The sequence below is a fragment of the Pseudomonas soli genome (genome assembly GCF_900110655.1).
Taxonomy (GTDB): domain Bacteria; phylum Pseudomonadota; class Gammaproteobacteria; order Pseudomonadales; family Pseudomonadaceae; genus Aquipseudomonas; species Aquipseudomonas soli.
Window position 1 is genome coordinate 1 of record NZ_FOEQ01000006.1, and the last position, 24,320, is coordinate 24,320.

The window sequence follows — 24,320 nt, forward strand, 5'->3', positions numbered from 1 at the left end:
CGAAGCACCTCCGCAACCCTCTTGATCGATCAACTCATTGATATTCAAGGAATTTTTCGTTCCGATGTCGCTGGAAGTGGGGCGCATTATAAGGGGTTCTGAAAGCCCGTCAACCGTTAATTTCATAAAAATCAAAAAGATCGCACCAGGTGCTCGCCGACGCCCTACCATCCTGACACCTATAGTAAGCAGCGCTAAAACAAAAGCGGGGAGGCCTACCGGCCTCCCCGCTTCTATATAGCTACACCTGCAGGCAATCACTCAGCCTTGAGGGTAACCCGAGCAAACGCCTTCTTGCCCGCCTGGCACACGTGGGTCGCGCCGAGCACAAACATGAAGTCACGGTCGATCACCTCACCATCCACCTTGACCGCGCCAGCGCCGAGCAGATCCCGCGCCTGCGCCGAGTTCTTCACCAGGCCAGCCCGGTTCAGCACGGCGGCGATAGGCAGATTTTCAGCAGCGGCCACTTCGATCTCCGGCAGGTCTTCTGGCAGCTCGCCTTCCTTCATGCGGTTACCCGCAGCACGGTGCGCATTGGCCGCGGCCTCTTCACCATGGAAACGCGCCACGATTTCCTCGGCCAGCTTGATCTTGATGTCACGCGGGTTGGCACCGTTCTCGACATCCGCCCGGAACTGATCGATCTCTTCCATCGAACGGAAGCTCAGCAGCTCGAAGTAACGCCACATCAAGGTATCGGGAATCGACACAAGCTTGCTATACATCACCCCAGGGGCTTCCTGGATGCCGACATAATTGCCCAGCGACTTGGACATCTTCTTCACGCCATCCAGCCCTTCAAGCAGCGGCATGGTGACGATGCTCTGCGCCTCCTGGCCATAGGCGCGCTGCAGCTCGCGCCCCATCAGCAGGTTGAACTTCTGGTCGGTGCCACCCAGCTCGACATCGGCCTTCAAGGCGACGGAGTCGTAACCCTGGACCAGCGGATAGAGAAACTCATGGATCGCGATTGGCTGGTTGGTGGTGTAGCGCTTGTCGAAGTCATCGCGCTCGAGCATGCGCGCCACGGTGTACTGCGAGGCCAGACGAATAAAGTCGGCAGGCGTGAGCGTGTCCATCCAGGTGGAGTTGAACGCCACCTCGGTCTTCGCCGGGTCGAGAATCTTGAAGACCTGCTGCTTGTAGGTCTCGGCGTTGTCCAGCACCTGCTCGCGGGTCAGTGGCGGGCGAGTAGCGCTCTTGCCGCTGGGGTCGCCGATCATGCCGGTGAAGTCGCCGATCAGGAAGATGACCTGGTGGCCCAACTCCTGGAACTGACGCAGCTTGTTGATCAGCACCGTGTGCCCCAGGTGCAGGTCGGGCGCGGTTGGGTCGAAGCCCGCCTTGATGCGCAGCGGCTGGCCGCGCTTGAGCTTCTCCACCAGTTCCGACTCGACCAATACCTCTTCCGCACCGCGCTTGATAAGCGCCAGCTGCTCTTCAACCGACTTCATAGACAGACCCGCAACGCTAGGATTCAAGGGGAGCCAACCATACAAGATCGGCCATCAAATACAAGTTTCGCAACGGATTGTGACCCGAACGGCGCACCGCAACGTCTATGCGCCCTTGCGTGAGAATGGATTTGGTTATATTTTATACAGTTATTTCATCTTCATCATGTCATTCATCTTTTCCATTTCACCTTTTTCAAAGTCACCTTACCTATGACCAACGAAACGCCTAAAGCGCCCCCGCTTTATCCGAAAAGCCATCTGTTGGCCGCCAGCGGCATCGCCGCCCTTCTCAGTCTGGCTTTGCTGGTATTCCCGTCCAGCGAAGTGGAAGCCAAGAAAACCACCCTCAGCCTGGAGCTGGAAAGCCCGGCCGAACAGCTCAAGGACGAGTCCCGCGGCGCCCCGCTGGTACAGGCCGAGCAGAACAGCGACTCGCCCTTCGCCCAGATCGAAGGTGCAGAACCCGAAACGGCCAAGGCGGAACCCGCTCCAGCCCCTGCGGCCAAACCGGAGGACAAGGCCCCGGGTCACCGCGAAGTGGTCGTCAGCCGCGGCGATACGCTCTCGACCTTGTTCAACAAGGTCGGCCTGCCTGCCAACGTCGTTCACGACGTGCTGGCCAGCAACAAGCAGGCCAAGCAGTTCAGCCAGCTCAAGCATGGCCAGGTGCTGCAATTCGAGCTGGACAAGGACGGTCAGCTGGCAAGCCTGCACAGCAAGGTCAGCAACCTCGAGACCATCCGCCTGAACCGCACCGACAAGGGCTTCGCCTTCGAGCGCGAGGTCAGCAAGCCGGTGGTGCGCACCGCCTACGCCCATGGCGTGATCAAGAGCTCGCTGTCCGCCTCCGCCCAGCGCGCCGGCCTGTCCCACAGCATGACCATGGACATGGCGCGTATCCTCGGCTACGACATCGATTTCGCCCAGGACATCCGCCCGGGCGACGAATTCGACGTGGTCTACGAGCAGAAGATGATGGACGGCAAGGTGGTCGGCACCGGCAACATCCTCTCCGCCCGCTTCACCAACCGCGGCAAGACCTACACCGCCGTGCGCTACACCAACAAGCAGGGCAACACCAACTACTACACCGCCGACGGCAACAGCCTGCGCAAGGCGTTCATCCGCACCCCGGTGGATTTCGCCCGCATCAGCTCGCGGTTCTCCGCCGGCCGCAAGCACCCAATCCTCAACAAGATCCGCGCGCACAAGGGCGTGGACTACGCCGCGCCACGCGGCACGCCGATCAAGGCTGCAGGCGATGGTCGCATCGAGCTCGCCGGCCGCCGTGGCGGCTACGGTAACACCGTGATCATCGCCCACGGCAATTCTTACAAGACGCTCTATGGCCACATGCAGGGCTTCGCCAAGGGCATCAAGACCGGCTCCAGCGTCAAGCAGGGGCAGATCATCGGGTACATCGGCACCACCGGCCTTTCGACCGGTCCGCACCTGCACTACGAGTTCCAGGTCAATGGCGTGCACGTCGACCCACTGAGCCAGAAGGTGCCGATGGCCGATCCGATCGCCAAGGCCGAGCGCCAGCGCTTCAACCAGCAGAGCCAGCCCCTGATCGCCCGCATGGATCAGGAAAAGGCCACTCTGCTCGCAGCCAACAAGCGCTGAGCCCATGGCGCTCTACCTGGGGGTGATGTCCGGCACCAGCCTCGATGGCCTGGACATCGCCCTGATCGAGCAAGACGAGCAGCTGCGGCTGCTCGCCACCCACTACATCCCCATGCCCGTCGACCTGCGCCAGGACCTGCTCGGCCTCTGCGCCAGCGGCCCCGATGAGATCGCGCGTGCCGCCCTGGCAGAGAATCGCTGGGCCACGCTGGCCGCCCAAGGCATCAACAACTTGCTGAACGCTCAAGGGCTGGCACCCGAGGCCATTCGCGCCATCGGCAGCCACGGCCAGACCGTTCGCCATGAACCGGCTCGCGGCTTCACCGTGCAGATCGGCAACCCGGCCCTGCTGGCCGAGCTCACCGGCATCTGCGTAGTGGGCGACTTCCGCCGCCGCGACGTGGCGGCAGGCGGCCAGGGCGCCCCCCTGGTACCGGCATTTCACGAAGCCTTGTTCGGCCATCTTGGCCACAACCTGGCGATCCTCAACGTAGGCGGCTTCAGCAACCTCAGCCTGATCGAGCGGGATCAACCGGTACATGGTTTCGACTGCGGGCCGGGCAATGTGTTGCTGGATGCCTGGATCGAGCGCAAGCAAGGCCAGGCCTTTGATGCCAACGGCGCCTGGGCGGCCAGCGGCTGCGTGCAGAACGATCTGTTGAAGGCGCTGCTGAGCGATCCGTTCTTCGCTGGCAGCGGCCCGAAGAGCACCGGGCGCGAGGTATTCAACCTGCCGTGGCTGGATGCCCACCTGGCCCGGCTACCCGCTTATCGCGACGAAGACGTCCAAGCCACGCTGCTGGAGCTTACGGCCCACACCATCATCGACTCGCTACGCCAGGCTCAGTCAGGGACTGAAGCCCTGCTGGTCTGCGGTGGTGGCGCCCGCAACGGCGTCCTGATGGCTCGCCTGGCCGCCCTGCTGCCTGGGGCAAAGGTTGCCAGCACCGCCGCGCATGGCGTGGACCCCGACTGGGTAGAGGCCATGGCCTTCGCCTGGCTGGCCCACTGTTGCCTGGAAGGCATTCCCGCCAATCGGCCGAGTGTGACCGCCGCCATAGGCCTGCGCATCCTCGGCGCGATCTACCCCGCCTGAATGCAAAACGCCGCGCAAATGCGCGGCGTTTTTATGCCCGACCCGATCAGATCGAGAACGACGAACCGCAACCGCAGGTGGTGGTGGCGTTCGGATTCTTGATCACGAAGCGCGAGCCTTCCAGGCCCTCCTGGTAATCCACCTCGGCGCCGGCCAGGTACTGGTAGCTCATCGGGTCGACGACCAGCGCGACGCCTTCGCGCTCGACGATGGTGTCGTCATCGGCCACGTCCTCATCGAAGGTGAAGCCGTACTGGAAGCCCGAGCAACCGCCGCCGGTCACGAACACACGCAGCTTCAGCCGGTCGTTGCCCTCTTCGCTGACCAAGGTCTTCACCTTGTGCGCAGCCCCGGGGGTGAACTCCAAAGCCGTGGGGGTGAAGGATTCGACGCTCATGTTGATTCTCCCGGCGCAGTGCCGCCATAAAACTCGATGGGGCGTATTATCCGCTTGTCCGAGAAAATCGGTCAAGAATTGTGCGGCTTTAGTCGGCCCCACGAAAAAGGCCCGCACACGGCGGGACTTGGCAACGTACGCTGGCTTACGGCAGCAGGCCCGCGTGGGACAGGCCCATGCGTTCATCCAGGCCGAACAGGATGTTGAGGTTCTGCACCGCCTGGCCTGACGCGCCCTTGACCAGGTTATCGATCACCGACAGCACCACCACCAGGTCACCGCCCTGCGGCCGGTGCACGGCGATGCGGCAGACGTTGGCACCGCGCACGCTGCGGGTTTCCGGGTGGCTGCCGGCGGGCATCACGTCGACGAACGGTTCATTGGCATAGCGCTTCTCGAACAGCGCCTGCAGGTCGACAGAAGTGTCGGCGACCGTCGCATAGAGCGTGGCATGGATGCCGCGGATCATCGGCGTCAGGTGCGGCACGAAGGTCAGGCCGATGTCCTTGCCGGCTGCCTGGCGCAGGCCCTGGCTGATCTCCGGCAGGTGACGATGCCCCTTGACCGCGTAGGCCTTCATGCTTTCCCCAGCCTCGCAGAACAGCGAACCTACCGCAGCGCCACGCCCGGCGCCACTGACGCCCGACTTGCAGTCGGCGATCAGGCGCGACGGATCGGCCAGGCCAGCCTCCAGAAGGGGCAGGAAGCCGAGCTGGGTGGCGGTCGGGTAGCAACCCGGCACTGCGATCAGCTGCGCCTGGCGGATCTTCTCGCGATTCACCTCGGGCAAGCCGTAGACCGCATCCTTGAGCAGTTCTGGTGCACCATGGGGCTGGCCGTACCACTTGCCCCACTCGACAGCGTCCTGCAGACGGAAGTCGGCGGACAGGTCGATGACCTTGGTCCCGGCGGCCAGCAGCTCACCGGCCAAGGCGTGGGCGACACCGTGGGGCGTGGCGAAGAACACCACATCGCAGGCCGCCAGGGTCTTGCTGTCCGGAACGCTGAACGCCAGGCCGTCGTAGTGGCCCCGCAGATTCGGATACATGTCGGCAACCGCCACGCCCGCCTCGGAGCGCGAAGTGATGACCGCCACTTCGGCCTGTGGATGCTGCGCCAGCAGACGCAGCAGTTCGACACCGGTGTAACCCGTGCCGCCGACGATACCGACCTTGATCATGACGCTTGCCCCTTATCAACGAGACCACTGGAAAGCGCACGATAATAGGGGGCCAAGGCGCCTGTAACAACTCTTGGGATGACCCTTCGGCCCCTTGGCCTCTACTATCTGACGACCGTGAAAACCTGAAGGAACTCCCCATGCTCTATCTATGGATCAAGGCGCTGCATATCGTCAGCGTGGTCTGCTGGTTCGCCGGCCTGTTCTACCTGCCACGGCTGTTCGTCTATCACGCCCAAAGCCAGGACAGCATCAGCCTCGAGCGCTTCGTCACCATGGAGCGCAAGCTGTACCGGGGCATCATGAACCCGGCGATGATCGCCACCTATGTGTTCGGCGGCTGGATGCTGTACCTGAACCCCGGCTGGCTGAGCCAGGGCTGGCTGCACGCCAAGCTCACCCTGGTCGCGCTGCTCACCGTCTACCATCACATGTGCGGCGCCCAGCGCAAACGCTTCGCCGCCGGCACCAACACCCGCAGCCACGTTTACTACCGCTGGTTCAACGAAGCACCGGTACTGATGCTGCTGGGCGTCGTAATCCTCGTGGTGGTCAAACCGTTCTGACGATATCCACCCGCCTACAGGAGTTTCGCCATGTCCCTGCCCGCCTCGCTCGCAAAACACCTGCGCTTGCCTCTGGTCGCGGCGCCGATGTTCCTGATCTCCAACCCCCGGCTTGTGCTGGCCTGCTGCGCCAATGGCGTGGTGGGCAGCTTCCCGGCCCTGAACCAGCGTGACAGTGCAGGGTTCAAGGCCTGGCTGGAGGAGATCGAAGCAGGGCTGGCCGAACTGCAGGCACCCGCTGCCTATGCGGTCAATCTCATCGTGCATCCGAGCAACCCGCGTCTACAGGCCGACCTCGCACTGTGCGTCGAGCATCGGGTCCCCATCGTCATCACCAGCCTTGGCGCGGTGAAGGAGGTGGTCGACGCGGTGCACGGCTATGGCGGCCTGGTGTTCCATGACGTGACCACCCGCCGCCACGCCGAAAAGGCCGCAGAGGCAGGTGTCGACGGGCTGATTGCCGTGGCGGCCGGCGCCGGGGGCCATGCCGGCACCTGGAGCCCGTTCGCCCTGGTTGCGGAGATCCGCCAGTTCTTCGACAAGACCCTGCTGCTGGCGGGCTGCCTCAACCATGGCCACGAACTGCTGGCCGCACAATTGCTGGGGGCGGACCTGGGCTACATGGGCACACGCTTCATCGCCACCCGCGAGAGCCAGGCCCAGGACGCCTACAAACAGATGATCCTGGGCGCGGGTGCGGCCGATATCGTGCATACCCCGGCGGTGTCCGGCATCCCCGCCAGCTTCCTGCGCCAGAGCCTCGAACAGGCCGGTTACGACCTGGCCGCGCTCAAGAGCAACCACGAGGCCGGTAAGCTCAAGCCGCTGGACGAGGAAGCCAAGGCCTGGAAGACGGTATGGTCGGCCGGCCAGGGTGTCGGCGAAATCCATGACCTGCCCACTGCCGGTGACCTGATCGCGCGCTTGCAGGACGAATACCGAGCGGCCCTCGAACGCAGCCAGCAGCTGCGCAGCAACGCCTTGTAGCAAAACGGCCACGCTGTACACTAGGCGCCCCTTTCGCCCCAGGAGCCTTGCATGACCCGTTACGCCATGATCACTGGTGCTTCCAGCGGCCTGGGCCTGGCCCTGGCGGAGGCTCTGGCGCGGCGCGGGCGCAACCTGATCCTGGTGGCACGCCAGCGTGAAACGCTGGAGCCGGTGGCCATCGAACTCACCCAACGCTTTGGCGTGGAAGTGCTGTTCCGTGCCTGCGACCTCAGCCAACCCTTGCGCCTTTCGGGCTTCGTGCTCGAGCTGGAGGAAGGCGAGCGGCGTATCGACCTTCTGGTCAACTGCGCGGGGCAGCGCACCTATGGGCCATTCCTGGCGCATGAATGGGCCGATGAGCAGGACCTGCTCGAGGTCAACATCCTCGCGCTCAGTCGCCTGTGCCATGCCATCGGCAACCTGATGGCGATCCAGGGTGGCGGGCAGATCCTCAATGTCGCGGGACTTGCCGGCGTCGCCCCCGGGCCGTGGATGGCCGCCTACGCGGCCAGCAAGGCCTATGTGCTGAGTTTTTCCGAGGCATTGCGCGAAGAGCTGAAACGCACCGGGATCAAGGTGTCGGTGCTGTGCCCGGGACCGGTGCGCTCAGCCAGACGTCGCATTCCCCGGCTGGAAGGCAACACCCGCTGCCTAAGCCCCGAGGAAATCGCCTTGTATGCGGTGCGCGCCCTGGACAAGAACCGCGCCCTGATCCTGCCCGGCAGGCGCAACCGCTGGCTGGCCTTCGCCCCACGCCTGCTACCGCGCTGGTTGGCGCGCAAGCTGGCCGGCGTTATCCATCGGCGCTACTGCCCGGTCGGCATGGAATAGCCACTGGGCGAGCAGCGTCGGGCTCAGTACACTCAGCCCCGACACTCACCATGGAGCACGTGCTGTGGACGATCTATTCCTCAAAATCATCAACCGGGAAATCCCGGCGGATATCATCTACGAAGATGACCAGATCCTGGCCTTCAAGGACATTGCCCCAGCGGCACCTGTGCATTTTCTGGTCATTCCGAAAAAACACATCCGCACCCTCAACGACCTGACCGAAGAGGACAAGGCCCTGGCCGGCCATATCCTGTTCACCGCCCAGCGCCTGGCCGTCGAGCAGGGCTGCGAGGAAGGCTTCCGCGTGGTCATGAACTGCAACCCGAAAGGCGGCCAGACCGTCTACCACATCCACATGCACGTGCTTGGCCAGCGCCAGATGAACTGGCCACCTGGCTGATCCAAGGCAAGCCCGTCCAAGGGGATTGAGGTAGACTGTCGGGCATCACTTCAGCGGAGGTGCCCGATGGCTACCGAACGTCACTACTCGCCGCTCGACCGCTTGTTGCTGCAGGCCGATACCGCCATGCGCACCTTGCTGCCCTTCAGCGGCCAACCCGCCCGCCCCTCGCCGGCCATCGTCCAGCCGGACGCCGAGCTCGATGAGCAGCAGTCCCGCCATATCGCCGGTCTGATGCGCATCAACCACACCGGCGAAGTCTGTGCCCAGGCGCTGTACCAGGGCCAAGCCCTGACCGCCAAGCTGCCCCAGGTGCGCAAGGCCATGGAGCATGCGGCCGAAGAAGAAATCGACCACCTGGCCTGGTGCGAGCAGCGTATTCGCCAGCTCAACAGCCACCCCAGCGTGCTCAACCCGGTATTCTACGGCCTGTCGTTCGGCATCGGCGCCCTCGCCGGGCTGGTCAGCGACAAGGTCAGCCTGGGCTTCGTCGCCGCCACCGAGCATCAGGTGTGCAAGCACCTGGACGAGCACCTTGAGCAGATCCCCGAGAACGACGGCAAGTCCCGCGCCATCCTCGAACAGATGCGCGTCGACGAGGAACACCATGCCGAGTCCGCGCTGGAAGCCGGCGGCTACCGCTTCCCCGCGCCCGTGCGCTTTGGCATGAGCCTGCTGGCCAAGGTCATGACCAAGAGCACCTACCGAATCTGAGACGCGCACCATGGAACGTTTCGACGCCAGGGACCTGGCACGCGCCGTAAGCGCCGGCGTGCTGCACCCGGGGCAGGACCAGGCCTTGCTGGCCTTCCTGCGCCAGCAGCCGGAAAGCCGCGCCAGCTTCCAGCTGGCCCATGTGGCGTTCTACTTCGGCGCACTGTTGATCATGGGTGCCATGGGCTGGTTGCTCACCGAGGCCTGGATGCGTATAGGCGACGGTGCACTGCTGGCCATCGCCCTGCTCTACATCGCCGGAATCACCCTGTTCGCCTTGTCGCTGCAACGACGCAACCAGCCTGTCGCCGCCGGCGTGCTGGCCGCCGTGGCGGTCAGCATCGTGCCGCTGGCGGTGTTCGCTATCGAGCGCCTGGCAGGCTGGTGGCCGCTGGACGACGCCCAGGGCGACTACCACCAGTACTACACCTACGTGCAGGGTGGCTGGTTGGCGATGGAGGCAGCGACGGTACTGGCTGGACTGCTGATGCTGCGCCTGATTCCCTTCCCTTTCATCGTCATGCCGATCGCGGTGGCCCTGTGGTTCATGTCCATGGACCTGAGCGAGTGGTTCCATGGCGACCTGTTCAGCTGGGAGCAACGGCGCACGGTCTCGCTGTGGTTCGGCCTGGGCCTGCTGCTGGTATTTCTGGTGATCGACGGACGCACCCGCCGGGACTATGCCTTCTGGGGCTATCTCGCCGGCCTGGCGGCGTTCTGGGGCGGGCTGACGCTGATGGACAGCGGCAGCGAGTGGGGCAAGGCGCTGTACTGCCTGATCAACCTGGGACTGATGGGCCTGGCCGTCCTGCTGCGCCGCCCCGTGTTCATGGTGTTCGGAGCGATGGGGGTGGCGGCCTATCTGGGCTATCTGTCCTACGAGGTGTTCGCCGATTCCCTGCTGTTCCCGGTCATACTGACCTTGATCGGCCTCGGCGTGATCGGTCTCGGCGTGCTGTACCAGAAGCGACGTGAGGCATTGAGCGAGCAGCTTCGGGCACAGCTACCCGAACGCCTGTTGCAACTGCTGCCGGCATTGCGTCGCTGAACATGGGACGATCGCTTACCCGGCTGCTGCAGGGCCTTGGCCTGATCCCGGTCGCCTATCTGTTCGTTTGTCTGATGGTCGCCAGTGTCGGGCACAGTACTTTCAGCCTGGAACTGCCGACGCTTACCGACCCTGACAGCAACAGCACCGCTGAGCTGATGCTCGGCACACTGCCCGCGCAATTGCTGTTCCTGCTGCTCAGCGTGTTTTTAGCCAGCCGCCAACTGCTGATCGGCACGTTCGTGCTCGCTGGCACGTTGGCTGCGTGGCTGCAGTGCCAGGTGTTTGCCGAACACTTCGGCACCACCTGGAGCAGCAGCGAAATCCTCATCCTGCTCGGGGTGAATACGCCCTGGCTGGTGCTTGCGCTGATCCCGGGGCTCGCGTTGCTGCTAGGTGTCGAACGCCTGCACAAGCAAAGCGCCTGACCGGCAGGCGCTGCCTTCGATCAACCGAGTTCGACGATTTCGTAACCGTGGGTGATCTCCACACCGGCACGCTCGAGCATGATCGACGCCGAGCAGTACTTCTCGGCCGACAGTTCCACTGCGCGCTTGACCTGCGCCTCTTTCAGCCCTCGCCCTTTGACCACGAAGTTCATGTGGATCTTGGTGAACACCTTGGGGTCTTCACCGGCGCGCTCGGCTTCGAGGAAGGCTTCGCAGCTTTCCACGGCCTGGCGGGATTTCTTGAGGATGCTGACCACGTCGAAGCTGCTGCAGCCACCCAGGCCAAGCAGGAGCATTTCCATCGGGCGCACGCCCAGGTTGCGGCCTCCGGCTTCGGGCGGGCCGTCCATGACCACGACGTGGCCACTCCCCGACTCGCCAAGGAACATCGCTTCACCGGCCCACTGGATGCGTGCCTTCATCTATCCGGACTCCCGATCTCGTAAAAGGGTGTCAGCTTAGACCTTGCGAGGCTGTCGGAAAAGCTCAAGCCGCGTCGCTTTTGTGCCGATTCAAGTTGAAGTGTCTGATAAGCTGGCGCCAAATGACTGGCGCGTACTGCCAGGCAGCCTCTATAAAAAGCCAATGCGTCGCATCGAACAGGATTTCGTGATGGTCTCCTCAGCCCTGCCACCCAAGATCAAGAACATCGACAAGCTGCTGGCCCACTGCCAACGCCGCCGCTACGCCGCCAAGAGCAACATCATCTGCGCCGGTGACCGGGCCGAGACCTTGTCGTTCATCATCAAGGGTTCGGTGACCATCCTGATCGAGGACGACGACGGCCACGAGATGATCATCGCCTACCTCAACAGCGGTGACTTCTTCGGCGAGCTGGGGCTGTTCGAACCCGCCGGCCAGGAGCATCAGCGCAGCGCCTGGGTCCGCGCCAAGACCGAGTGCGAAGTGGCCGAGATCAGTTACGACAAGTTCCGGGAGCTGGCGCGCCTGGAGCCGGACATCCTCTATGCCCTGGGTAGCCAGATGGCCCAGCGCCTGCGCAACACCACGCGCAAGGTCGGCGACCTGGCGTTCTTCGACGTCACCGGCCGCGTCGCCCGCTGCCTGCTCGACCTGTGCAAGCAGCCTGATGCCATGACCCACCCCGATGGCATGCAGATCAAGATCACCCGCCAGGAGATCGGTCGTATCGTCGGTTGTTCACGGGAGATGGTCGGCCGCGTCCTCAAGGACCTCGAGGAACGCAGCCTGGTGCAGGTCAAGGGTAAGACCATGGTGGTCTACGGCACCCGCTAGGCTCTGTACGTAATGTATCTGCACTCGCCCATACTGCGTTGAAACGGGGCTCGGAATGCTCATGTACTCCAGTACATTCCGCTTCCTCCCCCCGTTTCGCCTTGTCTGGCCTTCGCGCAGACACATTTCGTACAGACCCTAGTCCGTAGGTAGCGCCGCGAGCACTTGCGCATAGGCCTGGTTCAGACGCTCGAACCACGGCGCGGCGGGCGCCACTTCGTGCAGGGCGATATGGCTGTCGGCGCGGCAGCGCTGCTCCAGTTCGCAGCATTCATTGAAGCGATTGACCGCCGCCACCATCGATTCGCGTTCGTTGTCCAGCAGCAACGCTCCATGTACCAGCACCACCGGGCGCTTGCCGCCCAGGCCCTGGCGCCAGCGCTGGGCCGTGCCGACCAGCTTGCGACCGTTGAGGTTAACGTTGTAACGGCCGTCGCAGAAAGCCCCGTCGATCTCGCCCACCGACGCCACTCCACCCCATTCGCGCAGCACTTCGCACAGCGGCAGGCACAGGCGTTCGTAGGCATTTTCGATACGGCCATGGTCGCCTTCGCTACGCGGAGCCACATAGACCAGCGCGACGTTGACCGTCGAGTGCGACTGCGGCACCGGCTCGCCACCGGTTTCGCGCAGCAGTACCGGCCAACCGGCGATGGCCAGTTCCGCGCAGGCGGCTTCGAAGTTATCCAGTCGGCTCATGCGCCGGGGCATGACCAAGGCGTGGTCGGTGGGGCGCCAGAACAGCACGCCGGAATCGCGTTCGCCGCGGCAGACGGCGGCCAGCAGGTCTTGTTCGGCGTGCAGGCCCTGCTCGACGGTCAGGGCTAGAGGTTGATCGCTCATCGAGCCACCTTGCGTGTTGGATTCACCGGCCTCATCGCCGGGCAAGCCCGCTCCCACGCCAATACGGGACAACGTGGGAGCGGGCTTGCCCCGCGATGAGGCCGGTACAGGTATGAAAAAGCCGGCAAAAACGCCGGCTTTCGGTTCGATCAGTCCAGTTGCTGAACGGTCTTCTTCACTTGCTCGGGGAAGAACAGCCGCTGCAGCTCCAACCCTGGCTGCTCCGCGCGCATGAACGCCTCGCCGACCAGGAAGGAATACACCTCGTTGATTTCCATCAGCTCGACATCGGCTCGGTTGAGGATGCCGCTTTCGGTAATCGCCAGACGGTCACGCGGGATGCGCGGCAGCAGGTCGAGGGTGGTCTCCAGGCTGACCTCGAAGGTGTGCAGGTTACGGTTGTTGACCCCGACCAGCGGTGTGTCGAGGGTCTTCAGCGCACGCTCCAGTTCATCGCCGTCATGCACTTCGACCAGCACGTCGAGGCCGACGTCCTTGGCCGTGGCCGCCAACTCGGCCATTTTCACGTCGTCCAGCGCCGACACGATCAACAGCACGCAGTCGGCACCCAGGGCGCGGGCCTCGACGATCTGATAAGGATCGACCATGAAGTCCTTGCGGATCACCGGCAGCGAAACGGCGGCACGCGCCTGCTGCAGGTAGATGTCAGCGCCCTGGAAGTAGTCCACGTCGGTCAGCACCGACAGACAGGTCGCGCCACCCTTCTCGTAGCTGACGGCAATTTCCGCCGGCACGAAGTTTTCGCGGATCACGCCCTTGCTCGGCGAAGCCTTCTTGATTTCGGCGATGACCGCCGGCTGCTTGCGCCTGGCCTGCTCGATCAGGGCATTGGCAAAGCCACGCGGGGCATCGGCCACCTTGGCCAGGCGCTCGAGCTCGCCCAGGCTGACCCGCGCGCTGCGCTCGGCCACTTCCTGGAACTTGCGGGCGATGATCCTTTCCAGCACCGTCGGTACACTCATGCTTCGTTCTCCACCTTGAATACCGCGGTAAAGGCGCCCAGTTCCTGGAGTTTTTCCCAGGCCAAGCCGGTGTGCAGGACATCGTGAGCCAGCTCGACACCCTGGGCCAGGGTCATCGCGTGATCAGCGGCATACAGCGCCGCGCCAGCGTTGAGCACGATCATCTCGGCGGCCTTCTGGCCGTTCTCGGTCTTGCGTCGGCCCAGGGCATCGCGGATCAGTTCCAGCGAGGCCTGCGGGCCCTCGACCGCCAGGCCATGGAGGCTCTGGCTCTTCATGCCGAGGTCTTCCGGCTCGACCCAATACTCGGTGATCTGGCCGTTCTTCAGTTCAGCGACAAAGGTTGGCGCAGCCAGGCTGAACTCGTCCAGGCCATCCTTGGAGTGCACCACCAGCACATGCTTGCTGCCCATCCGCTGCAGCACTTCGGCCAATGGGCGGCACAGGGCCTGGGTGAACACGCCGACCACCTGGTGCTTCACACCGGCCGGATTCGTAAGCGGGCCGAGCATGTTGAACAAGGTACGCAGCCCCAGCTCGCGACGCGGGCCGGCGGCGTGCTTCATCGCGGTATGGTGGGTCTGGGCGAACATGAAGCCGATGCCGAGGCTGTCTATGCAGCGGGCCACCTGCACCGGGGTCAGGTTCAGGTAGATGCCGGCGGCTTCCAGCAGGTCGGCGCTGCCGCTCTTGCCGGAAACGGCGCGGTTGCCGTGCTTGGCCACCGTGCAGCCCGCAGCCGCCAGCACGAAGGCCGAGGCGGTGGACACGTTGAAGATGTTGGCGCCGTCGCCGCCGGTGCCGACGATGTCGACCACGCCGTCGAGGGTCTTGAGCTCGACCTTGTCGGCCAGCTCACGCATCACCGACACCGCGCCGACGATCTCGTCGATGCTCTCGCTCTTCATGCGCATGCCCATGAGGAAGGCGCCGATCTGCGCCTCGGTGCACTGGCCGGTCATGATCTGGCGCATGACGTCGCGCATTTCCTCTGTGGACAGGTCCAGGTGGCCGACAATGCGGCTCAAAGCGGTCTTGATTTCCATGATCGGTCCTTAACGGCGTCCGCCGGTCTGCTTGAGGAAGTTGGCGAACAGCTCGTGTCCCTGCTCGGTGAGGATGGATTCCGGGTGGAACTGTACCCCCTCCACGTTCAGGGTTTTATGACGCAGGCCCATGATCTCGTCGACGGAGCCGTCTTCATGCGCGGTCCAGGCGGTCACTTCCAGGCAGTCGGGCAACGTGTCGCGCTTGACCACCAAGGAGTGGTAGCGGGTCACGGTGAGCGGGTTGTTCAGGCCCGAGAACACACCCAGGTCGCGGTGGAACACCGGGCTGGTCTTGCCGTGCATCACCTGGCGGGCACGCACCACGTCACCGCCATAGGCCTGGCCGATGGACTGGTGACCCAGGCACACGCCGAGGATCGGCAGCTTGCCGGCAAAATGCAGGATGGCCTCGATGGACACACCCGCTTCGCTCGGCGTGCAGGGGCCCGGGGAGACGACGATGCGTTCGGGGTTCAGGGCTTCGATCTGGGCGATGGTCATTTCGTCATTGCGAATGACCTTGACCTCGGCACCGAGCTCGCCGAGGTACTGCACGACGTTGTAGGTGAAGGAGTCGTAATTGTCGATCATCAGTAACATCTGGAACGAACCTCTTGAATACTGACTTTTGATTCGAGCCTTCCCTGCTGCCGTGGGCGCGGGAAAATTCCGCGGTGGGCGGCGGTTAAAGCGAAGGGAAGGCAAACAGGAGCGGGCCGGGCATGCCGGCAAGAGATAAAGTCAGGCGCGCCAACGCCAACGGGCGACGGCCTTGATAACGCGCATCAAGAGTTTGCTGACGATCAACACGGGGTAGGTCTCGTTCATACGTCAGGGCACAGTAGCCTACCGGGGCGACGGGCGCAATACGCCCGTAAACACTGGGAAACCAATGCGATGGTGGGCGAAGACCGGCGATTTGCTAAGGTCATGCGGCTTGCTTCGATAAAAACAACGAAAAGGATATTCATGCATGCGCAAGACTCCCTTCCTGTACTCCGCCCTCGGCATCCTCGCCCTGGCTTGCAGCCAGGCGATGGCCGGCCCCTCCCCTTATTCATCGCTCATCGTCTTTGGCGACAGCCTCAGTGATGCCGGGCAGTTTCCCGACCTGACCGGCGGCACGCCAGGCATGCGTTTCACCAACCGCGATGCCGATGGCAACTACGCGCCCGTCTCGCCGATGATCCTGGGGGGCAGGTTGGGCTTTTCGGGAACTGCCCTGGGACCATCGACATCACTCACCAACCAGTTGCAAGGCACGCCCGACGGCAACAACTGGGCCGTGGGCGGCTACACCACCCAGCAGATCCTCGACTCGATCACCGACACCTCGAAAGCCGTCATCCCGCCCGGGCGCCCTGGCGCGGGGGTGGTCCTGCGCGAGCGTGACGGTTACCTGGCCAACGGCCTGCGCGCCGACCCCAATGCCCTGTACTACCTGACCGGTGGCGGCAACGACTTCCTCCAAGGCCTGGTCAACAGCCCCGCGACCGCAGCCGCAGCAGGTGCCCGCCTGGCGGCCAGCGCCCAGGCGCTGCAACAGGGCGGCGCGCGTTACATCATGGTCTGGCTGCTGCCAGACCTGGGACAGACACCGAACTTCAGCGGCACCCCCCAGCAAGGACCGCTGTCGCAGCTGTCCGGCGTGTTCAACCAGTCATTGGTCAGCCAGCTGGGGCAGATCAACGCCGAGATCATTCCGCTCAACATCCCAACCCTGCTGCAAGAGGCCCTCACCAGCCCCGCCCAGTTCGGCCTGGCCGCCGACCAGAACCTGGTCGGCACCTGCTACAGCGGCGACGGCTGCGTGGGCAACCCGGTCTACGGGCTGAACGGTACTACCCCGGACCCGACCCGGCTGCTGTTCAACGACTCGGTACACCCGACCATCGCCGGCCAGCAGCTGATCGCCGACTATGCCTATTCGATCCTGGCCGCGCCGTGGGAACTGACCCTGCTCCCGGAAATCGCCCACGCCAGTATCCGCGCCCACCAGGATGAACTGCGCAACCAGTGGCAAACACCCTGGCAGGCCGTCGGTCAATGGCAGGCCTTCGTCGCCACCGGCGGCCAGGACCTGGACTTCGGCAGCCAGCGCAGCGCCGCCAGTGGTGACGGGCGCGGTTACAACCTGACCCTCGGCGGCAGCTACCGGCTCGACGACGCCTGGCGCGTGGGGCTGGCGGCCGGCGTGTACCGGCAAAAACTCGAGGCGGGCCAGGATGACTCGGACTACAAGCTCGACAGCTACCTGGCCAGCGCCTTCGCCCAGTACCGCCAGGATCGCTGGTGGGCCGATGCGGCATTGACCGCCGGTCACCTGGATTACCGCGACCTCAAGCGCACCTTCGCCCTGGGTGTGAACGACCGCAGCGAGAAAGGCGACACCGATGGCGAGGCCTGGGCCGTCACCGGCCGGGTGGGCTACAACCTGGCGCCCGAGAGCAGCCACTGGCAACTGGCGCCGTTCATCAGTGCCGACTACGCGCGGGTCAAGGTCGATGGCTACGACGAGAAGAGCGGCCGCTCCACAGCGCTCGGTTTCGACGACCAGGAACGTACGTCACGCCGGCTCGGAGCCGGCCTGCTGGGTAGCGTGCAAGTGCTGCCGACGACAAAGCTGTTCGCCGAGGTGGCCCGCGAGCATGAGTTCGAGGATGACCAGCAGGACCTGCGCATGCATCTGACCAGCCTGCCGGCAAACGACTTCACCCTCACCGGCTATACACCACACAGCAACCTGACGCGGGCCAGCCTGGGGGTGAGCCATGAACTGGTGCCGGGATTGAACCTGCGGGGGAACTACAACTGGCGCAAGAGTGATGAGTTGCGCCAGCAGGGAGTGAGCGTGGCATTGAGCCTGGACTTCTGATTTGTCGGGGCCGCGTTGCGGCCCCGATCAATCTACTTGGAGCAGCTCTGCTCGGCCAGCGCCACCGCACGGAACATCGCCCGGCGCTTGTTGATGGTCTCTTCCCACTCCAGCGCCGGCACCGAGTCGGCGACAATGCCGCCACCGGCCTGCACATGCAGTTCGCCGTCCTTGATCACCGCAGTGCGGATGGCGATGGCGGTATCCATGTTGCCATTCCAGGCAAAATAGCCCACCGCGCCACCGTAGACACCGCGCTTGACCGGTTCGAGCTCATCGATGATTTCCATCGCGCGGATCTTCGGCGCACCCGACAGGGTGCCGGCCGGCAGGATCGCCCGCAGTGCGTCCATGGCGGTCAGGCCTTCCCGCAGCTGACCAGTGACGTTGGACACGATATGCATGACGTTCGAGTAACGCTCGATCACCATCTTCTCGGTCAGGCGCACACTGCCGGTGGACGATACACGGCCCACGTCGTTGCGCCCGAGGTCGATCAGCATCAGGTGCTCGGCGATTTCCTTGTCGTCCGACAGCAGGTCGTCTTCCAGGGCCCGGTCGGCTTCTTCGGTGGCGCCACGCGGGCGGGTACCGGCGATCGGGCGCACGGTCACCAGGTTGTCTTCGACCCGCACCAGCACTTCCGGCGAGCTGCCGACCACATGGAAGTCGCCGAAATTGAAGAAGTACATGTACGGCGTCGGGTTGAAGCAACGCAGCGCCCGGTAAAGGTCGATGGGCGCGGCCTTGAAGTCGATGGACATGCGCTGGGACGGCACCACCTGCATGCAGTCGCCGGCCAGGATGTATTCCTTGATCCGGCCCACCGCACTTTCGTAGTCGTCACGGGTGTAGCTGGAGCGGAACTCGGGCTCGGCCGCCTGCGGCCCGCTCAAGTCCAGGCCGCGCCGCGGGGTGATCGGCTGGCGGAGGGTGTCCAGCAAACCTTGCAGGCGGGCCTGGCCCTGCTCGAACGCTTGTTCTTCGGCCGGATCGACCAGCACGATCGCGTGCATCTTGCCGGCCAGGTTGTCGAACACCACCACCGCGTCGGAGACCATCAGCAGGATATCCGGCACGCCAAGCGGATCGGGGTTCGGGCTGGCACCCAGGCGTTTTTCCACATAGCGCACGCAGTCGTAGCCGAAGTAACCGACCAGGCCACCATTGAAGCGCGGCAAGCCTGGGATGTCAGCGACCTTGTAACGGTCCTTGAACGCCTCGACGAAAGCCAGCGGGTCTTCGACGTCGTGGCTTTCGACCTCGACGCCATCCTGCAGGATGCTCACATGGTAGCCATGCACACGCATGACGGTGCGCGACGGCAAGCCGATCATCGAGTAGCGGCCCCACTTCTCGCCACCTTGCACGGACTCGAGCAGGTAGGAGTTGGGCTGGTCAGCCAGTTTCAGGTAGATCGACAGCGGCGTGTCGAAGTCAGCCAGGGTTTCGCAGGCCAGGGGGATGCGGTTGTAGCCGGCAGCGGCCAGGCGCAGGAATTCTTCGCGGGTCATGTGTAGCCTCGGGGCAAGCAGCAATGGGGTCGGGCAAACGGATGTACCGGCAGGCGCCGGCGGGCGGGAGTCAGGCGCGCCAGCGCCAGCGGGCCAGGGCCTTGATGACTTTCATCCAGAATTTGCCAGTAACCACCACGTCGTTGTCTCTGCTTTGCGGGGCTTGAAGGTCCGCCAACGTTATCCCAGTGTCGGTGACTAAGCAACCGGGCAGCAGCAGGCGCAGGTCGCTGAGCACCAGGCTGGGCGACTCCTCGTCGATGGGGCGGCCATGGTTGTAGCCATAGCTCAGGCCGACGCACTGCACCCCCGCGGCCTTGGCGGCCAGCACGTCGCTGCGTGAATCGCCGACGAACAGCGCCTGCTCGGCGCTGACGCCGGCCATTTTCATGACAAACAGCAGCGCCGCAGGGTCGGGCTTCTTCTGTGGCAGGGTGTCGCCGCCGATGATCCAGCGGAAGTAGCGCCCGATCTTCATCTGGTCGAGCAAAGGGGCAACGAAGCGCTCGGGCTTGTTGGTGATCAGCGCCATTTCCACACCCTGCTTGCGCAACCAGCGCAGGGTGTCGCGCACACCGGGGTAGACCACGGTGAGTTCATGATTGTCGGCATAGGCCTCCATGAACAGCGCCAGCGCGCGCTCGGCCAGTTCGTCGTCCACTGCGGCGTGGTCGATACCACCGGCCAGCGCCCGGCGCACCAGCACCTGGGCACCGTTACCGACCCAGTGGCGCACGGCCTCAAGGCCTGCAGGCGGTCGCCCGAGTTCGAGCAGCGTTTGGTCGACGGCTGCGGCCAGGTCGGGTACCGAATCGATCAGGGTGCCATCCAGATCGAACATCACCAGCCTGGGCAGTGTCCCCGGGAACAGCTGCTCGAAGCCGCTCATGCGCGTGCCAGCGCCATTTCAGCACGCATCTTGTCGATGACTTCCTTGTAGTCCGGGGCATTGAAGATCGCCGAGCCGGCGACGAAGGTGTCAGCACCGGCGGCGGTGATCTCGCGGATGTTGTTGACGTTCACGCCACCGTCGATCTCCAGGCGGATGTCACGACCGCTGGCGTCGATCAGGGCACGGGCTTCGCGCAGCTTGTCGAGGGTGCCGGGGATGAACTTCTGGCCGCCGAAACCCGGGTTGACGCTCATCAGCAGGACCATGTCGATCTTGTCCATCACGTACTTCAACGCATCCAGGCTGGTGGCCGGATTGAACACCAGGCCAGCCTTGCAGCCGCCGTCCTTGATCAGTTGCAGCGAGCGGTCGATGTGCTGCGAGGCTTCCGGGTGGAAGGTGATGTAGGTGGCGCCGGCCTCGATGAAGTCACCGATGATGCGGTCGACCGGGCTAACCATCAGGTGCACGTCGATGGGTGCGGTCACGCCGTACTTGCGCAGGGCGCTGCAGACCATCGGACCGATGGTCAGGTTGGGCACGTAGTGGTTGTCCATGACATCGAAGTGGACGATGTCGGCCCCGGCGGCCAGGACCTTGTCGACGTCCTCGCCCAGGCGGGCGAAGTCGGCGGACAGAATGGAGGGGGCAATAGCGTAGGGCTGCATGGCGCACCTGTTGGGCAGAATCACGGTGGCGCGCATTGTAACTCAGGGAAGCGAATCGGGGCTGATTGGTATCAACGCCGGCGCAGCAGATGGTCGAACGGATGGCGCGGGAGCGGGTTTGCCCCGCGATTGCGATCGCGAATTCGGTATGCCATCGCGGGGCAAGCCCGCTCCTACGTCACCCGCGCCGAAGATTCAACCTGGCTGCTGGGTCCTCAGTTTTTCACTGCGCCCACGCAGCCACTCCAGGGTCAGCAGCAGGATCACCGAGAAGGCGATCAACAAGGTGGCCGCCGCCGCGATGGTCGGGCTCAGGTTCTCGCGGATGCCGCTGAACATCTGCCGTGGCAGGGTCGCCTGCTCGGGCCCGGCAAGGAACAGGGTCACCACCACCTCATCGAACGACGTGGCGAAGGCGAACAGCGCACCGGAGATCACCCCAGGGGCGATCAACGGCAAGGTCACCCGACGGAAGGCCAGTAGAGGCGAGGCCCCAAGGCTCGCCGCCGCGCGCACCAGGTTGTAGTTGAACCCCTGCAGCGTGGCCGACACGGTAATGATCACGAACGGCACACCCAGCACCGCATGCACCAGGATCAGCGAGGTGAAGCTGTTACCCATGCCCAACGGCGCGAAGAACAGGTAGCTGGCCACACCGATGATCACCACCGGCACCACCATCGGCGAGATCACCAGCGCCATCACCAGCGACTTGCCGGGGAAGTCGCCACGGGTCAGGCCGATGGCCGCCAGGGTGCCGAACACCATGGCCAGCAGCGTGGCTGCCGGGGCCACGATGATGCTGTTCTTCAGGGCGCGCATCCATTCGGCGGAGGCGAAGAAGTCCTGGTACCAGTGCAACGAAAAGCCTTGCAGGGGATAGACCAGGAAGCTTCCGCTGTTGAACGACAGCGGGATGATCACCAGCACCGGCAACACCAGGAACAGCAGGATCAGGCCGCACAGGATGCGCAGGCTGTAGAACCACACCCGCTCCACGGGCGACATGTAAGGGCTCAGCATGACAAGGCTCCTCAGCTCAGGCGCAGGCGGCTGGCGCCGACCAGCCAGCTATAGATCAGGTACAGCAGCACGGTGGCCAGCAGCAACAACCCGCCCAGGGCGGTGGCCATGCCCCAGTTGATGCTGGTGTTGGTGTAGAAGGCGACGAAGTAGCTGACCATCTGGTCGTTCGGGCTGCCCAGCAGCGCCGGGGTGATGTAGTAGCCGATGGCCAGGATGAACACCAGCAGGCAGCCGGCGCCGACACCGGCGTAGGTCTGCGGGAAGTACACCCGCCAGAAACTGGCGAACGGATGGCAGCCGAGGGAGATCGCCGCCCGCATGTAGCTGGGCGAGATGCCTTTCATCACGCTGTACAGCGGCAGGATCATGAACGGCAGCAGGATGTGCACCATGGAGATGTACACGCCGGTACGGTTGAACACCAGTTCCAGCGGCTGGTCGATGATGCCCACGGCCATCAGCGCACTGTTGATCAGCCCGCCTGACTGCAACAGCACGATCCATGCAGCCACCCGCACCAGGATGGAGGTCCAGAACGGCAGCAGCACCAGGATCATCAGCAGGTTGCTCTGCCGGGTCGGCAGGTTGGCCAGCAGGTAAGCCAGGGGATACGCCAGCACCAGGCAGATCACGGTGATCACCACCCCCATCCACAGGGTGCGAGCGAAGATGTCCAGGTAGATGGCCTGATCGGGGGTGGCCTTGGCCAATTCGCCCAGGTCGTCGATACGGTGGTCCAGCGCGGCCAGCAGGTAGAACGGCGTGACACTGCTGGTGTTGCGACGGATCGCCTGCCAGTAGGCAGGATCGCCCCAGCGCTCGTCGAGCGTCTGCAAGGCTTCTTTATAGGAGGCAGGCTCGGCCTTGAACGGCAGCGCCCGCGCGGTCTTGGCCAGTAGGCTGCGGTAGCCGGCCAGCTCCATGTTAAGGCGCTTGGAAAGGTCACCCAGGGTCTGGTTCTTGCGAGACTCGGCCAGGTCCTGACTCAGGGCCTTGTAGACCTCCTCGCCCGGCAGGCTCTTGCCATCCCACTGCGCGACTGCCTCGACGGTGCGCGGAAGGCCGGCGACAACCTCGGGGTTGCCGACGCTCTTGTACAACAGTGCCGCGATCGGCACCAGGAACACCAGCAGGAGGAACAGCGCCAGCGGCGCGATCAACGCCTGGGCCTTCCAGCGGTTGACCCGCTCGGCATGCTTGAGGCGCTGCTTGAGGCTTTTACCCGCGCCTTCGTTGAGGGGCACTGCAATGGCCATGGCGAACTCCGCGATACAGGCTGAAATTGGGGCTGCTGCGCAGCCCATCGCCGGCAAGCCGGCTCCCACAAGTACTGCACAGGTTTTATGGGAGCCGGCTTACCGGCGATGAAGGCTCCAGATGGTTTACTTCTTCGCCGCCCAGGCGTTGAAGCGTTGCTCCAGCTGTTCGCTGTTGTCGGCCCAGAAGGCCACGTCGATCTGCACCTGGTTGGCGATGTTCTCAGGGGTGGTCGGCATGTCCTTCTTCACCGCGTCGGCCAGCAGCGGGACGGCCTTGGAGTTGGCCGGGCCGTAGGCAATGTTCTCGGAGTAAGTCTTCTGCTGCTCGGGCTGGACGGTGTAGGCAATGAATTTCTTCGCCTCCTCCGCATCCTTGGCGCCTTTCGGGATGGCCCAGGCATCGAAGTCGTAGATGCCGCCGTTCCACACCACCTTGAGGTTGCTTTCCTTCTGCACCGCGGCGATACGACCGTTGTATGCCGAGCTCATGACCACGTCACCCGAGGCCAGGTACTGCGGCGGCTGGGCACCGGCTTCCCACCACTGGATGCTCGGCTTGAGTTCGTCGAGCTTCTTGAAGGCGCGGTCCTGGCCTTCCTTGGTGGCCAGCACCTTGTACACCTCTTTGGGTGCGACGCCGTCAGCCATCAGGGCGAATTCGAGGGTGTACTTGGCGCCCTTGCGCAGGCCGCGCTTGCCCGGGAATTTCTTGGTGTCCCAGAAATCGGCCCAACTGGCAGGCGCGCTCTTGAGTTTGTCGGCGTTGTAGGCCAGCACCGTGGACCAGACGAAGAAGCCCACGCCGCACGGCTGAATGGCCCCGGGCACGAAGTCGCCTTCATTACCGAACAGTGCGGGGTCAAGCTCTTCGAACATGCCTTCATCGCAACCCCGGGCCAACTCCGGCGACTCCACCTCGACCAGGTTCCAGCTGACGCTCTTGGTGTCGACCATGGCTTTGACCTTGGCCATCTCGCCGTTGTACTCCCCGGCGACAATCTTGCCCTTGCCCGCCTTTTCCCAAGGCTCGTAGAACGCCTTGGTCTGGGCCGCCTTGTTGGCGCCGCCGAAGGAAATCACGGTCAGGTCGGCCGCCATGGCCTGGCCGGCGGCGAACAGGCCAAGGGCCAGGGCGGTCAGTTTCAACTGCTTGCGCATTATTATTCTCTCCACAGTTCAGGGTTGGTGAAGCAA

Annotated in this window: 25 protein-coding genes; 11 read left to right on the plus strand and 14 right to left on the minus strand. The window is 63.9% G+C overall.

What is annotated here, in order from left to right; genetic code table 11:
* Positions 1-257: 257 nt before the first annotated feature.
* A complete protein-coding gene (gene tyrS / locus BMY03_RS14475) occupies positions 258-1,457 on the minus strand; it encodes a tyrosine--tRNA ligase (RefSeq protein WP_023629315.1) in 1,200 nt (399 codons plus the stop codon).
* A gap of 213 nt (positions 1,458-1,670) precedes the next feature.
* Here tyrS and BMY03_RS14480 point away from each other — a divergent pair, with 213 nt between their 5' ends.
* Both BMY03_RS14480 and BMY03_RS14485 read left to right on the plus strand, forming a co-directional pair.
* On the plus strand, positions 1,671-3,086 hold the full coding sequence (locus BMY03_RS14480) for a peptidoglycan DD-metalloendopeptidase family protein (protein ID WP_094011451.1): 1,416 nt from the start codon (positions 1,671-1,673) through the stop codon (positions 3,084-3,086).
* 4 nt (positions 3,087-3,090) lie between these two features.
* Positions 3,091-4,182 carry an anhydro-N-acetylmuramic acid kinase gene (locus BMY03_RS14485; RefSeq protein WP_023629313.1) on the plus strand — a complete coding sequence of 364 codons (1,092 nt, stop codon included), beginning with the start codon at positions 3,091-3,093 and terminating at the stop codon, positions 4,180-4,182.
* Positions 4,183-4,228: 46 nt separating this feature from the next.
* On the opposite strand, the gene erpA is transcribed toward BMY03_RS14485, so the two are convergent.
* Both erpA and argC read right to left on the minus strand, forming a co-directional pair.
* Positions 4,229-4,579 (minus strand): iron-sulfur cluster insertion protein ErpA, encoded by a 351-nt coding sequence (erpA, locus tag BMY03_RS14490; RefSeq protein ID WP_023629312.1) that lies wholly within the window; start codon positions 4,577-4,579, stop codon positions 4,229-4,231.
* A 145-nt stretch (positions 4,580-4,724) separates the two neighbouring features.
* The gene (gene argC / locus BMY03_RS14495) at positions 4,725-5,759 is read right to left on the minus strand and encodes an N-acetyl-gamma-glutamyl-phosphate reductase (protein WP_023629311.1); all 1,035 of its coding nucleotides are present in this window, start codon (positions 5,757-5,759) and stop codon (positions 4,725-4,727) included.
* Between the two features lie 140 nt (positions 5,760-5,899).
* On the opposite strand from argC, the gene hemJ reads away from it, so the two are divergent.
* The 7 genes from hemJ to BMY03_RS14530 all read left to right on the plus strand — a co-directional run bounded on the left by hemJ (position 5,900) and on the right by BMY03_RS14530 (position 10,739).
* A complete protein-coding gene (gene hemJ, locus BMY03_RS14500; protein ID WP_023629310.1) occupies positions 5,900-6,325 on the plus strand; it encodes a protoporphyrinogen oxidase HemJ in 426 nt (141 codons plus the stop codon).
* 30 nt (positions 6,326-6,355) lie between these two features.
* Positions 6,356-7,312: an NAD(P)H-dependent flavin oxidoreductase gene (locus BMY03_RS14505; protein WP_094011452.1), complete on the plus strand. Its 957-nt coding sequence runs from the start codon at positions 6,356-6,358 to the stop codon at positions 7,310-7,312.
* Positions 7,313-7,363: 51 nt separating this feature from the next.
* Positions 7,364-8,146, plus strand: coding sequence for an SDR family NAD(P)-dependent oxidoreductase (locus BMY03_RS14510; RefSeq protein WP_023629308.1), 783 nt, complete (start codon positions 7,364-7,366; stop codon positions 8,144-8,146).
* A 64-nt stretch (positions 8,147-8,210) separates the two neighbouring features.
* A complete protein-coding gene (locus tag BMY03_RS14515) occupies positions 8,211-8,549 on the plus strand; it encodes a histidine triad nucleotide-binding protein (RefSeq protein ID WP_003255518.1) in 339 nt (112 codons plus the stop codon).
* 66 nt (positions 8,550-8,615) lie between these two features.
* The gene (gene coq7, locus BMY03_RS14520) at positions 8,616-9,263 is read left to right on the plus strand and encodes a 2-polyprenyl-3-methyl-6-methoxy-1,4-benzoquinone monooxygenase (RefSeq protein ID WP_023629307.1); all 648 of its coding nucleotides are present in this window, start codon (positions 8,616-8,618) and stop codon (positions 9,261-9,263) included.
* Positions 9,264-9,273: 10 nt separating this feature from the next.
* Positions 9,274-10,311, plus strand: coding sequence for a DUF2157 domain-containing protein (locus BMY03_RS14525; RefSeq protein ID WP_094011453.1), 1,038 nt, complete (start codon positions 9,274-9,276; stop codon positions 10,309-10,311).
* Between the two features lie 2 nt (positions 10,312-10,313).
* Positions 10,314-10,739 (plus strand): hypothetical protein, encoded by a 426-nt coding sequence (locus BMY03_RS14530; RefSeq protein ID WP_094011454.1) that lies wholly within the window; start codon positions 10,314-10,316, stop codon positions 10,737-10,739.
* A gap of 20 nt (positions 10,740-10,759) precedes the next feature.
* Here BMY03_RS14530 and BMY03_RS14535 read toward each other — a convergent pair whose 3' ends face one another.
* On the minus strand, positions 10,760-11,182 hold the full coding sequence (locus tag BMY03_RS14535) for an OsmC family protein (RefSeq protein WP_023532673.1): 423 nt from the start codon (positions 11,180-11,182) through the stop codon (positions 10,760-10,762).
* A gap of 190 nt (positions 11,183-11,372) precedes the next feature.
* Between BMY03_RS14535 and crp the strand changes: the two genes are divergently transcribed.
* Entirely contained in the window at positions 11,373-12,017 is a 645-nt protein-coding gene (gene crp / locus BMY03_RS14540) for a cAMP-activated global transcriptional regulator CRP (protein WP_094011629.1), read from the plus strand.
* Positions 12,018-12,155: 138 nt separating this feature from the next.
* Here the strand turns inward: crp and BMY03_RS14545 are convergent, their stop codons facing one another.
* The 4 genes from BMY03_RS14545 to BMY03_RS14560 form a co-directional block, all read right to left on the minus strand.
* A complete protein-coding gene (locus tag BMY03_RS14545; RefSeq protein WP_094011455.1) occupies positions 12,156-12,860 on the minus strand; it encodes a lipoate--protein ligase family protein in 705 nt (234 codons plus the stop codon).
* 149 nt (positions 12,861-13,009) lie between these two features.
* Complete coding sequence (gene trpC / locus BMY03_RS14550) at positions 13,010-13,843, minus strand: indole-3-glycerol phosphate synthase TrpC (RefSeq protein ID WP_023629302.1); 834 nt, start codon at positions 13,841-13,843, stop codon at positions 13,010-13,012.
* Positions 13,840-14,889, minus strand: coding sequence for an anthranilate phosphoribosyltransferase (trpD, locus tag BMY03_RS14555; protein WP_094011456.1), 1,050 nt, complete (start codon positions 14,887-14,889; stop codon positions 13,840-13,842). Before trpD ends, trpC begins: the two co-directional genes overlap by 4 nt.
* Before the next feature lie 9 nt (positions 14,890-14,898).
* Complete coding sequence (locus BMY03_RS14560) at positions 14,899-15,492, minus strand: aminodeoxychorismate/anthranilate synthase component II (protein WP_023629300.1); 594 nt, start codon at positions 15,490-15,492, stop codon at positions 14,899-14,901.
* Positions 15,493-15,865: 373 nt separating this feature from the next.
* Here BMY03_RS14560 and estP point away from each other — a divergent pair, with 373 nt between their 5' ends.
* Entirely contained in the window at positions 15,866-17,767 is a 1,902-nt protein-coding gene (estP, locus tag BMY03_RS14565; RefSeq protein ID WP_094011457.1) for an esterase EstP, read from the plus strand.
* 32 nt (positions 17,768-17,799) lie between these two features.
* Here estP and trpE read toward each other — a convergent pair whose 3' ends face one another.
* From trpE to BMY03_RS14595, 6 genes are all read right to left on the minus strand, one after another.
* A complete protein-coding gene (gene trpE, locus BMY03_RS14570) occupies positions 17,800-19,281 on the minus strand; it encodes an anthranilate synthase component I (RefSeq protein WP_094011458.1) in 1,482 nt (493 codons plus the stop codon).
* Between the two features lie 70 nt (positions 19,282-19,351).
* Positions 19,352-20,170, minus strand: coding sequence for a phosphoglycolate phosphatase (locus BMY03_RS14575; protein ID WP_094011459.1), 819 nt, complete (start codon positions 20,168-20,170; stop codon positions 19,352-19,354).
* Positions 20,167-20,841 (minus strand): ribulose-phosphate 3-epimerase, encoded by a 675-nt coding sequence (rpe, locus tag BMY03_RS14580; RefSeq protein WP_031315131.1) that lies wholly within the window; start codon positions 20,839-20,841, stop codon positions 20,167-20,169. Before rpe ends, BMY03_RS14575 begins: the two co-directional genes overlap by 4 nt.
* A 195-nt stretch (positions 20,842-21,036) precedes the next feature.
* Positions 21,037-21,864, minus strand: coding sequence for an ABC transporter permease (locus BMY03_RS14585; RefSeq protein WP_023630658.1), 828 nt, complete (start codon positions 21,862-21,864; stop codon positions 21,037-21,039).
* Positions 21,865-21,875: 11 nt separating this feature from the next.
* Positions 21,876-23,123 (minus strand): ABC transporter permease, encoded by a 1,248-nt coding sequence (locus BMY03_RS14590; protein WP_094011460.1) that lies wholly within the window; start codon positions 23,121-23,123, stop codon positions 21,876-21,878.
* A gap of 126 nt (positions 23,124-23,249) precedes the next feature.
* Positions 23,250-24,284: an ABC transporter substrate-binding protein gene (locus BMY03_RS14595; RefSeq protein ID WP_023630660.1), complete on the minus strand. Its 1,035-nt coding sequence runs from the start codon at positions 24,282-24,284 to the stop codon at positions 23,250-23,252.
* Positions 24,285-24,320: the final 36 nt, after the last annotated feature.